We start from the raw sequence: 15,228 nt of genomic DNA, 5'->3' as shown, positions 1-15,228 counted from the left end.
CGGCTTTTCTTTGTCTTCAATTCTGGGTTTTAAAGCCAGCTTAGAAGCGCTCGATTAGAAGCGTTTACCCAAGCTCACTTGCACGCCTTCATAACTGTCGTAGAAGTCATCAAAACCCATGTCGGCGACGTTGTAAATGTATTCAGCACGTAGCCAGATATCTTTACTCATATCCCAATGGACACCCGCGCCGATGTTGAATAGTGCGCCAGAATCGTCTGTGACTTTTTGCTCATTCGGTACGTACATTTCAGCTTGAGTGCCAAGCGCAGTTACGCGACCAAACAGTGACAGTGGCGTATCACCTAAGTTATCACTCGTTACAACCGCAGACATACCTGCTTGGTAATAGTGAAGGTCTAAGTCAGTTTTTAGAGCATCATTCTTAAGTTCATTTTGTGAATAACGCAGTACCCCTTCAAATGCGAGGTATTGGTTTACATGGTAACCCCAGCCAACCGTAATGTGAGGTGTCGACCAACCACTGTCACGATCAGAACCAAAATTCGGAGTGTCAAAGCCCACATTACCTGTACCTAGGTATAAATAAGATTGGTGGGTTTGCTCTTGAGCGGCGAAAGTTGGCAGACTCATGGTCAATGCAGATAATAATAGGATGGCGTTTTTCATAACTTGGCGATAACCTTTGTGAAAGACCGTTTTTAGAATTAGTATTAATTTAATCAATAAGATAACTGGCAGTTATCATATCAGTCTTTTGGGTGAGTGCGTGGTTTTAGAGGGAAATTTGTTGTAATGGCGCAAATTTTAGACTCATCAGGCTCACTCATTTCTATGCTATGAGCTGCGAGATAAATAAAAGGAAAGTAAAGTGGCTGAATTCAAATACAAAAATCTATCCCAAGAAGAGCAAGACAAACTGGACGCAGCGACGTTTCGCCGTCTATTAGCGCATTTGGATGCAAACAAAGACGTGCAAAACATTGATCTTATGATCCTTGCTGGTTTCTGTCGTAATTGTTTCAGCAAATGGTACAAGGCAGAAGCGGAAGACCTTGGTGTGGATATCGACATCGATGATGCTCGTGAGCGTGTTTACGGCATGACTTACGATGAGTGGAAACAAAACCACCAACCAAAAGCGACACCAGAACAACTGGCAGCATTTGAAGCGCGTCAGAAAAAGTAACTCTCTTATATTAAGCAGATAAAAAAAACAGCCTGCTGATTGAGCAGGCTGTTTTTTAATAAAGTATCTGTCTTACTCGGTGATTGGGCCGCAACATGCTGGCTCAACACAACCTTTTGCTTGGATGATTTCAAGCTGAGCTAGGTAAGGTTGAATGTCACCAATGTTTTCTTTTACCCACTCAGTGTTGTAGTAAGTATCTAGGTAACGTTCACCTGAATCACAAAGCAGTGTCACGATAGAACCAGTCTCACCACGTTGTTTCATTTCACACGCAAGCTCAAGTACGCCGTATAGGTTAGTACCTGTCGATGCGCCAACTTTACGACCAATCAAACCAGACAACCAATGTGCCGTTGCAACACTCGCAGCATCAGGGATCTTGCGCATTTCGTCAACAACACCAGCAATGAAGCTTGGCTCAACACGTGGGCGGCCGATGCCTTCGATCTTGCTGCCGTTTTCGCCCTTGATATCTGCATTGCCAGATTGGAAGTAGTCGTAAAATACTGAGTTGTCAGGATCAACCACACACAGTTTTGTGTCGTATTTTTGGTAACGGATAAAGCGACCAATCGTTGCAGATGTACCGCCAGTACCTGGGCTCATCACAACCCAACTTGGGATTGAGTGATCTTCTAGTTCCATTTGGCTAAAGATAGAGTTCGCAATGTTGTTGTTACCACGCCAGTCTGTTGCGCGCTCTGCGTAAGTAAATTGGTCCATGTAGTGACCGTTTAGCTCTTTCGCTAGGCGACGAGACTCGTCATAAATTTGGTCTGAACGGTCAACAAGGTGCGCTTTACCGCCGTAGAATTCGATTTGTTCAATTTTCTTGCGTGCTGTGGTTTTTGGCATTACTGCGATAAACGGTAAGCCAAGTAGACGCGCGAAGTACGCTTCAGAAACCGCTGTACTGCCTGATGATGCTTCGATCACCGTGGTTTCTGGACCAACCCAACCATTACAAATCGCGTAAAGGAAAAGCGAACGTGCTAAACGGTGCTTCAATGAGCCCGTTGGATGCGTGCTTTCATCTTTTAGGTAGATGTCGATGCCTTCTAAAGAAGGTAGGTCTAATTTGAATAGGTGAGTATCTGCCGAACGTTGAAAGTCTGCTTCGATTTTGCGTACAGCATTGTTGATCCAGTTGTGGTCGGTACACATAACGTGACTCCTCGAAAATCTGTAGGGTAGTTGTTTTTGTCTATAGGGATAATCTACCTATAACCTTAGAGAAAAACTTTGCTATTATTGTTCTGTTATTCACCAGTGGTAGAAAAATTTTCTCTAAATTAGGAAAATGCTAGGTATGAGCTTAGATAAAATCGACAGGCAGTTACTTTCTTTCCTCCAAAACGACGGAACCTTGTCTCTAAATGATTTGGCCGAGCGAGTGAACCTGACTACTACGCCTTGCTGGAAGCGTTTAAAAAAGCTGGAAGATGAAGGCTATATCGAAAAGCGCGTGGCGTTGTTGAGCGCAGAAAAGCTCGATTTGTCGTTTATTGCGTTTGTGCAACTTAAGACCAGTGACCATTCAGAAGGTTGGTATCACCACTTTGTGACCACGGTAAGTGATTTTCCTGAAGTGATGGAGTTCTATCGCATGGCGGGGGAGTACGACTACATGATGAAGGTTGTGGTCAAAGACATGAAGTGCTTTGACGAGTTCTACAAGCGATTGGTGAACAGTGTAAGAGGGCTATCCAACGTTACTTCGACCTTTGCGATGGAGCCAATCAAGTATACGACTGAGTTGCCTATTTACGGTGTCTAAATTCCTACCTAAATAAGATATGAAGTCACTCTGCCGACTTCATATTTCCTCAATATCCACACCACACGCCAGCTAAAGTGTGATCGACTGTTTATATTTTAATCTATTGAAAACCCTAATTTAATCATCGCTAATTTAATGCGAAGTCGGATCGTAAACGGTTGTTCGTCGCATTAGCGAGCTTGTTTTAGAAAATTGACGGCATTTTATTGATTTAGCGAATGGTAATGTAGTTTATCGATAATCTTATTAATCAAAAAAGGGGCTGGTGATGAATAAAACATCGTATTATTATCGCCGCCACTTATAAGATGTAAGAAATTATTACAAAAAATGAAAAGATATTATTTTCTCCTTTTGCTTGCTGCAGTAATCGCTGGCTGTGGTGGTGGGGGCGGCGATTCCAAGCCGCGTAATTCGGGATCTTCAACTCAAACAACAAAACAAAGTCGACCTCAACTTAAAGTCGAAGACGCAATACTCACATTTGATGGCATTGGAAGTGTCGCAAATACGACAATGAGTAACGTACAAGGCACGATCACATACCAAGTTTTATCTTCAACTCCTTCTGATGTGGTTCAAATCGACGATGGTCAGTTACAAATCCTTCGTCCAGGTACGGCGTCAATTAAAGTGACGGACAGCAGTCCGACTTACGAAACGTCAGAGGCCACGTTTACGATTACCGTAGACAAAGGCAACAATGCCGATCTGGCTGCAAACGATGTCAGTCTTAATGCGTCGGAAACTGAAGGGCAATCTTTGGTTGTACGAGGGCAGAAAGGCTTTCTGAGCTATGCCGTAGAAAGTGGTTCTGAACACTTGATTCAGGTTAATACCGACGGTCGAGTGTTCGCCATCGGGAAATCTGGAACGGCGCAAGTACGTGTTCATGACTCGGGCGACGATTATTACCAAGCTCGTGATTTACTCGTCAATATTCACCTTTATCAAGTTGGTGCTGAGCAACTGCAATTTGCTCCTCTAACGGGTGAGTTTCGCGAAGGTCTGACGTTGACACCAGTGAGACTGGATAGTACAGAAACCAAAAGCATTCGCTACGAGATCATCAATAGCACCCCTGATGACAAAGTCGCTGATGTATTGAATCCAGATACTGGTTTACTTTTGATTCATAACACTGGGCAAGTAACGGTTGAAGCAACGGCAACGTACAGTGAAGGTTTTGTTGAGCAGACGCAAACTGCTCGATTTAACGTTGCAATTGACAAGGGAACGCGACAAAACATCAGTGCTTCAAACATCTCGGCAAGTTATCAAGCGCTTGTTCCGTTGTACCCTCAAGTTAAGGGAGCACTGGGAGATTATCGCTTTGACGTGGTATCAGGCCAAGACGTGGTGCGTGTTTCTGACGACGGCAACGCTCTGTTGATTCAAGGTGTTGGTCGTGCTGAGGTTGATGTGATTGAGGGCGATTTGCGTAATTTCCCTTCTACGAAAGCGCGTTTTAATATCGATATTTCTCCAGCAGTACACCCTGTTATCAAAGACATTGATATGCCCTTTACCTATCAGAAAGGTCTATCGATTCCGCTCGCGTTTTCGGGGCAAAAGGGTGATGTCACACTGATTGGGGATTTACCGGAGGGACTGAGAATGTCCTCAGATACGCTATATCTCGAAACGGCGGGTAATTACACGTTAACGTTCGAAGATGATGGCGGAGAGTTCTATCAGTCAATTCAGTTCAAAGTGAACCTTGATATCGCTAAAGCGCAAGGAAAGCCGCTTGCGACTCGTGATTATGAAGAGGTTTACAGTAAGGATCACCAATTCAATCTGCTAAAAGATTTTGACGAGCTTAGCTCCGGTGATGTGATTGAGATGACCGACAATACACACCCAGACGTAGCAAACATGATCGCTAATGGGATTGTACATGTCTACAAAGCGGGTGAAACCACACTGACTTTGCGTCGTAAGGAAAGCGACAATTACAGTGCAGGGCCTGAGCATAAAGTGACTTTCAATATTTTAAGTGCCCCGAGCCGCATTCAAATTTCATCAGATGTTGAAGATAATTGGAATGCACTCAAACCTTTGGCAAGCAAACCGACTATTAGCGGAACGGTTGGGCAGATGACTTACCAATTTGCAGATGGCTCACCGACCGATGTGGTGTCTCTAGATAGCGACACAGGGGAAATGCGCGTTCTTAATGTTGGCAGTACACGCATCGTGGTTTCTGACTCTGGTGATGATAAGTTCACGCCGGGTCAAGCAAGCTTCAATGTAACCATCAAGCCAATTGAAAGTCGCGTGACGGTCCAATACCCAAGTGTAACCTTTGGTTCAGATAAGACGCTAACGCCAGTAGTCTCAGATAGCGATACCACTGCCTCCTATCGTTTGATTAACCAAGCGTCACCAACGGTAAAAATGGCATCGTCTGATACGGGGGTATTAGATGTGCTTCATGCTGGCGATTACTCCTTGGAAGTCACGTTAACAAGCCGCAATTATCTGACGAAGACGATCACCGTTAATGGCTCGATTGCAAAAGCGGAACATCCGGGATTAAGCGCGACTCGTCAAACGGTGGCATTTGAACCGTTTAAGCGTGTGGAGCTAGAGATTGGTACGGCGATTGGTACGCGTAGCTATGAGTTTGCTACCTCAGTTAGTGAAGAAATAGCGACTCTGGATCGTGCGAATGGAAGCATCACCCTCACAGGTTATGAGTTTGGGCACTCGGTTCAACTGAACGTTTCTGAGGCGGAAACGCAAGACTATAAAGCGCTGAACAGTACATTGGTGACGGTTTTTCTTGATCTTGCCGAATCTGGTGACGCCGATAAATACACTCAACTGGATAGCGAACAAACGGTAGTGATTAGCACGTTAAGTGGCCCTGAGTTTGCCAATCTTCAAGAGAGTGAGTTTGGTGTCATGGGCGCTCGAAGTGTACGAGAGCCGACAGACACAGAGCTCGCGCTTTATGGCAAAGGCAAAGTGGTGTTTTTAAACATGAAGCCAGTTGGCAATGATGATCCGGCTAAAACTCGTGGTCTGTGGATGCACGTTGCCCGTTTCGATGGTTGTCGTTCGCAACTCAGTGAAAATGACACGAAACCTTTCCTTGCTGTCGATTATTCAGATGCGGGATATTGCGAAAACGGTAGCAGTATTCGAATGACGCGTTTTTTGGTGATTGATGACCGAGCGTTAGATGCAAATATTGCTTACGAATCGATGAGCCCTTTGATTCATTACCGCAAAGGTACGCGAGAGTTCTTGGCAAGTGATGCGGGGGGCTTCTATGCTGAACCGGATACTATTTACGGTGAAGGGAAGTACGGTTACCCGAAATCACTTTATGAGTGGGCTGTCGTGAGTCTAAATTACCAAAAGAACTAAATACAAAAAGGAGTGCATCGGCACTCCTTTTTTGATTGAACATCGTGATGGTTTATTTGGTAAAGCGCATCACGCCCTCTTGAACTGCGGTAGCAACAAGGTGGCCTTGCTGGTTGTAGATCTCACCACGAACCAAACCACGCGTATTGCTTGCTGTTGGGCTTTCGATGGCATACAGCAACCATTCATCCATCTTAAATGGACGGTGGAACCAGATAGAGTGGTCGATGGTTGCCACTTGGAAGTTTGGTGTCATCAAAGACACTTCATGTGGGTGTAATGCGGTGATCAGAAAGCCCCAGTCCGACGCATAAGCGAGTAGGTATTGGTGAATCAACTGATTGTCTGGCATTTCACCGTTGGCACGAATCCACAAATATTGTTTCGCTTCGGTTTTCTTTGGCTTCAGTGGGTTAACGATGTTCACCGGACGCGTTTCAATTGGCTTTTCGCCACAGAACGTTTTGCGTAGTCTTTCCGGCAAGAACTCTGCAATATGGCTTGCTAGTTCTGTCTCAGAAGGGAAATTCTCTGGCCCAGGAATGTCTGGCATGGTGTTTTGGTGGTCAAAGCCAGGAGCATCACCATGATAAGAAGCGGTCAGGTAGAAAATCGGACGACCGTTCTGAATTGCCTTTACGCGGCGAGTACTAAAGCTACGACCATCACGCAGGTTTTCGACATCGTAAATGATCGGCTTTTCAGGATCGCCAGGGTATAGGAAGTAACTGTGGAATGAATGCACGGTACGTGCGTCTTCTACCGTGTATCGCGCGGCAGATAGCGCTTGTCCAATAACCTGACCACCATAAACTTGAGGTAAACCTAGGTTCTCGCTTTGTCCGCGGAACAAGCCTTCTTCTAGTTTTTCGAGTTGTAGTAGGCTGAGCAATTCTCTTAATGGTTTACTCATGATGTCTCCTCACCTTATTTTTATTGCTGCTTCAATTATGAAACAAAATCAACTGTTTGGTAATTTCTAACTTAGTCAAACTATTGTCAAATCGCTAAACGTACAGCAGACAGTTTAATAATCTCCCTCTATACTTAGCGCGAAATGATACACCCGTTGAGGAAACTATGAAAAAAACACTACTACTTGTTACTTCTTTACTATTCGGTGCTGCACTAGTGGGTTGCCAAACTTCTCAAAACACAGAAATGGAATCGGCTGAGGCGTCTATGAAGACAATTACAGGTACAGTGGCTTACCGTGAGCGTATCGCACTGCCTCCACACGCAGTAGTAACGGTTGCACTTGAAGACGTTTCTCTGGCGGATGCCCCAGCTAAAGTTCTTGCTAAACAAACATTCGAAACTGAAGGTAAGCAAGTACCTTTGGCATTTGAACTTAGCTACAACAGCAACGACATTAAACCTAACCATCGTTACAGCCTGCGTGCTCGTATCGAAGTAGATGGTAAGTTGCGTTTTATCAATGATACTAGCATCCCAGTGATTACGGACGCAGAGCAAACACACGAAGCAAACATTCGTCTAGTTGGCACGCGTTAATTGCTATCGGCAATGTAAACCTATTAAAAATGGCAGCTCAAGGCTGCCATTTGTATTTTCTGAGTGAGACTTTTCCGATCTCAGACACTTCAACCCCTTCTGCTTCCAGCTTTTGCTTTTGTCTTTCTAAATCTCGACCTTTTAATGAAATCTTGCCTTGACTGTTAATGACTCGAAACCAAGGCAGTTTACTGCCCTCCGGCAGATTACCTAGCGCTTTACCTACGTGCCTTGCGTAACCAGGGTAGCCCGCCATTTTTGCTATTTCACCATACGTAGAAACCCGCCCTGTGGGAATTTGGTGAATTACAGCAAAGATTTGCATCAAAAATTGGTCCATACTGAAAGTGTCCACTGTTGTTTACCAAGGAATGGTAATACACAAGACTTGTACTTCGCTATCAGTTCTTGCTCCTTAACATCATTTGCCGCTCGTCCGTACCTACCATTTTTCCGTGTTCCTTTTTTGAGCTGTAATTGATTACCAGAGTAAGTTGGAAATACAAAAACAGGCTTATGCTTAGTTTATAAATAGACCCGCTCAACGACTTTTAATGCCCAGTTTGACATGCCGTTGAGTTACCAAGTTGGTTGGGGAAGCCAGGAGGCGCTATGATTTTTTCGACACTTCAATTTCTTGTTACGACTCTTCTTGCCGTGGTGTGCGCTCGTGCCATCAGTTTGAGCGAAGGAGAGATTCCGGTTCTCGCCTTAATGATTCCCGCATTGTGGATACTGCCACAAGGTGGCCTTGCAGGTCTGATTCTGCTCGGTGCCATGACCGTTTATGGCGTCACCTTATCGATGCAGCCGATTGCGCTGTCTGTCGGTATCCTGATCCTTTTCCCGTTACTCATGGTGGTGTTCTCTCGTCGGAGTTCAATGGGCGTGTTGCTGACTGCGGGCCTGATTGTTCTCACGTTACAAGTAGGCATTATGGTCACGCAGGAGGGGGGTAAGCTAGGTGGCTCTGCTTGGTTAACCGCTGTGCAAACCTTATCTGTGATTGTGATGTGGTGGTCTGCCAATCATTGGAAACCATCGGAAAAGCACGCTTGGTGGTCTTTGTTGTTATTACTGCCTTTATGGCTAGCGGATTTGCCGTATGCGGTGCTTGTAGCATTAAGCATCACAGGTATTTTGGCATCGATGGAAGCGCTGACGAAGATTAAAAATTCATTGCGCTGGGGGAAATTGCTTTGTTGGACCTTACCAACCGTTGGCTTTGCCGCTTTGGTCGTTAGCCCCAATATCGAAGTTCCTAACCCTGTTTTTGTTGTGTGGATATGCTTGTTAGGAACGGCTTGGATGACGGACTACATCTTACGTAGTAGTGATGAGCAAGCCGAGTTATAAAATAGTTGTAGCTGCACTGAGTAAATAGTGACCCGTGCGGCAGACTATTGATTTGTTTATGAAATAATAGGCCGGATGTTATATGTTCGGCCTTTCATATTTATTGTGCATTTAATAATAAAAATTCAATCTTAGCCCCTATATAAAGTGGGCCTTTTTAGAAACGTTAGTCATGGTTAAAGTAGTTCAAAGGCTGTTGGTTTTTGCTTGCTTTCTATTGAGTCTGAGTCTCAAAGCAGAACCAGAACAAGTCTCTCATTATAAGGTGGCGACAGAGGCGGATGATGTCGTTACGCGTGTCCTGTTTGATGCGGTGGCAGAGAACTTTGGTGTCTCAATTCAGTATGTTAATTACTCGAGTTTTGATGCGATTTTAGATTCTGTAGCCCATGGTAAAAGTGATTTTGCCGCCAATATCACCTACACCCCAGAAAGGGCGAAGCTGTTTAGCTACTCGCGTCCCACCAACATTGAATACACCTACCTGTATGGTTTAAGTGATACGATTTTGAGTGATGCGACCGTCGTTGGTGTCCCACAAGACACCATCTACGAAGCGCTACTTGAACAATATTATCCTGAGTTGATTCAGGTGCCTTACCAAGGGCATGAAGAGGCGGTATCGCTGTTACGTTCTAGACAAGTAGACGGCGTTGTCGATGCCATCAATCAACTCAAACCAATGTTACTTGAAGGCTTTGATGCCAAGCTGCTTAATGACCACATCTCAATAAAGCCAGTATCGATTGTTAGCCAAAAGGGAACCCACCTTGAGGAACTGTCTCGATTTGCTGATTTTATCCATAGCGAAGCAGTGCAGAAATTGCTTCGAGAGAAGGTGGCTTTGTACCAATTTGAGTTGAGACAAACCGCATTGCGTGAGTCTATCAAGCAACTTCCTATCGATTTAGAAAAGCCGTTTACCATCAAGTTTGAATCTATCTTTCCTTATGTGGTGTACAAAGAAGATGGTTCTGTTGAAGGAATGACGGCAGATATCGTCTTGAAGAGTTGCGAGATTTTGGCATTGAATTGCCAAGTGATCAGCAAACCAAACGAGAGCTGGGAATCTATGTATAACCAGTTTATCCAAGGTGAGTTCGATATGCTTGCTCCTTTAACGATTAGCCGCGAGCGACGTACGTTTAGCCACTTCCCTCAGCCTCATTACTACCCAACCTCCGTCATGGTTAAGCGCCTTGGCTACAAACCAAACGTGTATTCTCATGTCTCTCAGCTGATTTCTGAGCGTATTGGTGTGGTGAAAGATGACTTCTTCGACCAAATGCTCACACAAATGCTGCCATTAAAGGAACTCAATCGTTTTGATTCGCAGCAGTTGATGTTGGATGCCTTATTGGCGAGAGAGATTGATTACATTGCGATGGATACTGCAATGCTCAATCACTTCTTACGTTTGAGTGAGCTAATTCCCATCGAGCAAGACGATGCCATTGGAGAGTTTTACGAATCAGAACTGTCGGTTGGCTTAGCAACTAGCCAGCGCGGTGAGATGCTCGCTCCTTACTTTAGCCGTGCGATATCCATGCTGGACTTGGAGAAGATTGTTGCCCATTACGATTTGAGACCGGATTGGCGCACTGCGTTGGAATATGAAGTGCGCTTAGCAACTCAGACGCAAGCGGTGTTTATTTTTGTGTTGGTGTTTGCGCTTGGTGTGACGTTATATCTGTATCGCCAATCGAATACCGACAACTTAACCGGATTAAGAAATCGTCGCTCGCTGCAAGTGAAGTATCGACAAGGCGTGCCAAAAGACTTGGCTATCTTGTACCTCGACATCAATAAGTTTAAGCAAATCAACGATACCTATGGGCACAGAGCAGGGGATAAAGTGCTGCAATTGCTTTCGCTAAAGATACATCGCGTATGGGCAGGTAGAAGTTATCGTATTGGTGGTGATGAGTTCATCCTGCTGGGTTACCCAACAGAAACACAGTTAATAAGAGCGATTGAAGAGCTAAGCGCCCTTGATGTCAAAGGTGAACATTTTGGTGATTTGAATCAGGTAACGATTTCTGTCGGCGTGTCGACTAAGCGCGAGCGCAGCGTTAGCTTAGAGCAAGCATTGCATTTAGCGGATGAGAACATGTACTCAAGTAAGCAAGCCTCTCGCACAAGCGTTGAGCCAAACCCTTGCATGAGTTGACTTTAAAACGCTGAATTGACCGAGTTTTGTTCAAACAGAAATGAAATGGGCAAAATCGTCGCTTTAGCCCTTGCAATCCGAGAGGCGATGCTGAATAATCCTCACATCATTTGAGACGCGCTCTCAAAAACAGAATTATGGGGCTCTGGTCCTCTCGCAACAATAGCTCGTGAACTCGGTCAGGTCCGGAAGGAAGCAGCCGCAGCGGGTGACTTGTGTGCCGGGATGTGGCTGGGGTCCCACCCTTTAAAAGCCTCGCTTATACAGCGAGGCTTTTTCGTTTCTGCGCTGTAAAATACTCTCTCAAACCTTTTCCCTTTCTCTCAACTGGCTATTCGTCTGGCTGGTGGTTTCTCATTACTCATAACCAAATTTGTATGCAGTGTTCAGCCGTGTCTCTTGTGATTTCTTCTTTGTTTTTGAGTGAATAAATATGCTGATTGTATAACTCGAAAATGATGCATTTCGGCTAGCAAGATTTAGTCATTCTTTATTAGCAATTTTTCTACCCTCCCTTGCAAATCTTTTCGGATAGTTTGCACTTTTGTCATGCTTGTTAGCCACTCTTAATAAAATCATCTTGTAGAAAAATTACACTTTTCGGGAAAAATGAAGTGTTTTTTCAGTCTAATCGGGGTCTTATTCATGTTCATTTACACTTAATTGATCTTTTGTATGACAAAATAAAATCGAGATTGATTGGGGTCAAAGATTCGTCCGCATTCGCTATCCGCCTATCTGAAAGTTAATTACAAGTATTCATCGGTTCGGGTAGGTTATTTTTACTCGCTGGCATAACACTGAATAGATTCTTGATAAATATTCAAAATGAAAATAAACGGTGCGACGGTGACTAGCGAGGCGATTTAACTCAATTCTATTCAGCGAATGCTTTTTATCAGTTTGAAATTGTACTGATGTCGCTTGAATGCTTTTTGGAGACCCCCATGACTAAAAAGTGGTTTACTGAGTCGGTTGAAGAAACACTGACTCAATTTAATGTATCAACTGAGCAAGGTTTGACTTCGGAAGAAGTAGAGCAGCGTCAGGCTGAACACGGCAAAAACGAGCTACAAGAGCAAGAAGGCAAATCTGCCCTTGAGCTATTCCTACACCAATTTAAGAACCCATTGATCTTCATTCTGGGTATTGGTGCGATTGTTTCCTTCTTTACTGGTCACCTTGTGGATGCGATTGCCATCACTGTGATCATCTTCATCAATGCCATCATCGCATTTTGGCAAGAGTTTAAAGCTCAGAAGGGCATGGAAGCGCTGCGCGAAATGGCAGCGCCAACCGCACAAGTTCGTCGCAATGGCGAGTGGGTTGATGTGTTGGCACGTGACATTGTGCCGGGTGACATTTTAAAAATTAATACGGGTGACATCCTTGCTGCGGATGTGCGCATCATTGAAGCGAACCGTCTTGCAGTAGATGAAGCCGCGCTTACTGGTGAGTCTGAGCCGGTTGATAAAATCGTTAAGGTGATTGAAGACGAAACCGTCGGCCTTGGTGATCAGCGTAATATGGGCTTTATGACCACGATTGTGACCACTGGTACAGGCTTGGGTGTGGTTGTCAGCACCGGCATGAAGACGGAAGTTGGCCACATCGCGGACATGATGGCAAACACCGAAGAAACTAAAACACCAATGCAAGAGCGTATGGATACCATCGCGAAAACCTTGATGATCGCGGCTTTGGGTGTAGTGGCTGTGGTTTGTGGTATCGGTCTTTACCATGGTATGCCTTGGCTGGAAATTCTGAACACGGGTATTTCGTTGTCGGTAGCGGCGATTCCAGAAGGTCTGCCAACAGTTATCTCAATTGTTTTGACGATGGGCTCAACGCGCATGGTGAAGAACAACGCATTGGCGAAACAGCTTTCTGCGATTGAGACGCTGGGTTCCACCACGGTTATCTGTTCAGATAAAACCGGTACGCTGACACAGAACCAAATGCAGGTAATGAAAGCTTACGATGCAAGTGGTCGTTACTGGGAAGTGTCGGGCAAAGGCTTTAGCCCTGAGGGTGAATTTAAGCCGCTAGGCCACACGGTTGATGCAAAGCAAAGCCCAGAGATGATGAAAGGCTTAGTGGTTGCGACCCTGTGTAATGATGCGGAATACATCAAAAATGGCGATAACTCGTCTGTGCGTGGTAACCCAACCGAAGGCGCATTGATTGTTGCAGCGGCAAAAGCGGGTCTGGAGCAATCAGACATGCTATCGACAGGCGGCTACTCTATCGTTGAGAAGTTCCCGTTTGATTCTGCTCGTAAGATGGCGTCAGTGATTGTCAAAGGACCGGATGGTAAGCACTTCCTTGCTATTAAGGGCGCGCCAGATGTGGTGTTGCGCAATGCCTCTGGCTTTATGGTCGATGGTGGTGAGCTACCTACAGCACCAACGATGTCCACAGGCAGCTTAGCGTTAGCAGCAAGCCCAGCAGAAGAGGTGATTGCGAACTACGAAGCGGCAATTCAGGACTTTGCAGAGCAAGCGCTTCGCACTTTGGCAGTAGGTTATAAAGAGCTGACAGAAGAGGATCTCAAGCGTGATCCTGCTGAGCTAGAGAAAGATGTGACCGTGCTTGGTTTGTACGGAATCATGGATCCTCCACGTCCAGAAGTTCGCGACGCAGTAGAAAGCTGTTACAACGCAGGCGTTCGCACGGTGATGATCACTGGTGACCACGCACTTACTGCAGCGGCAATTGCACGTGAAATCGGCATTATCCGCAGTGAAAAAGACTTGGTCATTACGGGTGCACAACTGGATGAAATGGATGATGAAGCGCTACGTAAAATCTGTCCGGAAGTTGCCGTCTTTGCTCGTGTAACACCAGAACACAAGCTGCGCATTGTTCAAGCTCAGCAACACAATAATGAAGTGGCAGCGATGACAGGTGACGGCGTGAACGATGCGCCAGCTCTTCGCCGTGCGGACATCGGTGTCGCAATGGGTATCACCGGTACATCGGTAGCCAAAGACTCGGGCGATTTGATTCTACTGGATGACAACTTTAGTACGATCGTGAAAGCCGTGCGCCAAGGTCGTCAGATCTTCGATAACTTGCGTAAGTTCATTCGCCAAGCATTGACGGCAAACGTGGGTGAAGTATCGGTTATCTTGTTCGCCTTCTTGATGATGGGACCAGAAGCGATTCTGCCACTTACGCCACTGATGATTCTATGGATTAACTTAGTTTCTGACGGCTTGCCAGCATTGGCATTAGGTGTAGAACCTGAAGAGAAAGATCTGATGGAGCGTAAGCCGCGTAAGCGTAACGAAAGCTTCTTCAGCGACCATTTAGGTACACGTATTGTGACACGCGGTTTGGCATTGGGTGGTATGAGCTACTTGGCGTTCAACTGGGCACTGAGCAGTGGTCAAAGCGCTCAATATGCACAGACAATGGCTTTCGCAATGCTGATTTTTGCTCAGCTATGGCACTTGTTTGACTCGCGTACGTTTAATTCACTATACCGCAAGAATCCATTCACCAACAAATACCTGTTGGGTGCTGTAGCGGTCTCGGCAACGCTGTCCCTTGGTGTGATTTACACCAGTCTTGGTCAGTTGATCTTTAACACAGAGGCACTAAGTGCTGGTCACCTATTTGGTGTGATTCTTGTGTCTTCACTGCCGACATTCATTTTGTCTGGCATTAAAGAGATGACGAAAACCAAAGTCGTTTAAGAATGGTGATGTCGATTCTTTCAGCATAGGGAAGCGACAGATACCTAAAGCCCGCCGAGAGTGATAGCTTGGCGGGCTTTTCTTTTCTCTCAAGCAAGGCATCTCTTTAGCTGTGCGAAGGTTTACTCTATAATCCCCCCGTTTTCATCTGGTACTTCACCAACTTTCATCTGGG

At 45.4% G+C, this 15,228-nt stretch carries 11 protein-coding genes and 1 other RNA gene; 8 read left to right on the top strand and 4 right to left on the bottom strand.

The window, feature by feature from the left end; translation table 11 throughout:
• Positions 1–54: 54 nt before the first annotated feature.
• The gene (locus A9237_RS03605; protein ID WP_009707148.1) at positions 55–630 is read right to left on the bottom strand and encodes a porin family protein; all 576 of its coding nucleotides are present in this window, start codon (positions 628–630) and stop codon (positions 55–57) included.
• Between the two features lie 202 nt (positions 631–832).
• Between A9237_RS03605 and A9237_RS03600 the strand changes: the two genes are divergently transcribed.
• Positions 833–1,150: a DUF1244 domain-containing protein gene (locus tag A9237_RS03600; RefSeq protein ID WP_039841519.1), complete on the top strand. Its 318-nt coding sequence runs from the start codon at positions 833–835 to the stop codon at positions 1,148–1,150.
• Positions 1,151–1,222: 72 nt separating this feature from the next.
• Here the strand turns inward: A9237_RS03600 and A9237_RS03595 are convergent, their stop codons facing one another.
• Positions 1,223–2,317 carry a PLP-dependent cysteine synthase family protein gene (locus A9237_RS03595; RefSeq protein ID WP_078607690.1) on the bottom strand — a complete coding sequence of 365 codons (1,095 nt, stop codon included), beginning with the start codon at positions 2,315–2,317 and terminating at the stop codon, positions 1,223–1,225.
• Positions 2,318–2,462: 145 nt separating this feature from the next.
• On the opposite strand from A9237_RS03595, the gene A9237_RS03590 reads away from it, so the two are divergent.
• Positions 2,463–2,930: an Lrp/AsnC family transcriptional regulator gene (locus tag A9237_RS03590; protein WP_009707147.1), complete on the top strand. Its 468-nt coding sequence runs from the start codon at positions 2,463–2,465 to the stop codon at positions 2,928–2,930.
• 333 nt (positions 2,931–3,263) lie between these two features.
• Positions 3,264–6,311, top strand: a complete 3,048-nt coding sequence (locus A9237_RS03585; protein ID WP_078607689.1) for a D-Tyr-tRNAtyr deacylase — start codon at positions 3,264–3,266, stop codon at positions 6,309–6,311.
• Between the two features lie 52 nt (positions 6,312–6,363).
• Here the strand turns inward: A9237_RS03585 and tesB are convergent, their stop codons facing one another.
• On the bottom strand, positions 6,364–7,224 hold the full coding sequence (gene tesB / locus A9237_RS03580) for an acyl-CoA thioesterase II (RefSeq protein WP_005437547.1): 861 nt from the start codon (positions 7,222–7,224) through the stop codon (positions 6,364–6,366).
• 167 nt (positions 7,225–7,391) lie between these two features.
• Between tesB and A9237_RS03575 the strand changes: the two genes are divergently transcribed.
• A complete protein-coding gene (locus A9237_RS03575; protein ID WP_005437540.1) occupies positions 7,392–7,826 on the top strand; it encodes a YbaY family lipoprotein in 435 nt (144 codons plus the stop codon).
• A gap of 37 nt (positions 7,827–7,863) precedes the next feature.
• Here the strand turns inward: A9237_RS03575 and A9237_RS03570 are convergent, their stop codons facing one another.
• On the bottom strand, positions 7,864–8,166 hold the full coding sequence (locus tag A9237_RS03570) for a DNA base-flipping protein (RefSeq protein ID WP_078608702.1): 303 nt from the start codon (positions 8,164–8,166) through the stop codon (positions 7,864–7,866).
• A gap of 272 nt (positions 8,167–8,438) precedes the next feature.
• On the opposite strand from A9237_RS03570, the gene A9237_RS03565 reads away from it, so the two are divergent.
• From A9237_RS03565 to A9237_RS03550, 4 genes are all read left to right on the top strand, one after another.
• The gene (locus A9237_RS03565; protein ID WP_078607688.1) at positions 8,439–9,182 is read left to right on the top strand and encodes a VP0952 family biofilm-associated protein; all 744 of its coding nucleotides are present in this window, start codon (positions 8,439–8,441) and stop codon (positions 9,180–9,182) included.
• 172 nt (positions 9,183–9,354) lie between these two features.
• A complete protein-coding gene (locus A9237_RS03560; RefSeq protein ID WP_078607687.1) occupies positions 9,355–11,352 on the top strand; it encodes a GGDEF domain-containing protein in 1,998 nt (665 codons plus the stop codon).
• Between the two features lie 143 nt (positions 11,353–11,495).
• An RNA gene (gene ffs, locus A9237_RS03555) (signal recognition particle sRNA small type) lies at positions 11,496–11,592 on the top strand.
• A 707-nt stretch (positions 11,593–12,299) separates the two neighbouring features.
• On the top strand, positions 12,300–15,053 hold the full coding sequence (locus tag A9237_RS03550) for a cation-translocating P-type ATPase (protein WP_078607686.1): 2,754 nt from the start codon (positions 12,300–12,302) through the stop codon (positions 15,051–15,053).
• The last annotated feature ends 175 nt before the right edge of the window (positions 15,054–15,228 follow it).

Origin of the sequence: Vibrio owensii (assembly GCF_002021755.1) — a bacterium.
GTDB classification, from domain to species: Bacteria; Pseudomonadota; Gammaproteobacteria; order Enterobacterales; family Vibrionaceae; genus Vibrio; species Vibrio owensii.
This window is presented reverse-complemented; position numbering and strand designations above follow the sequence as displayed.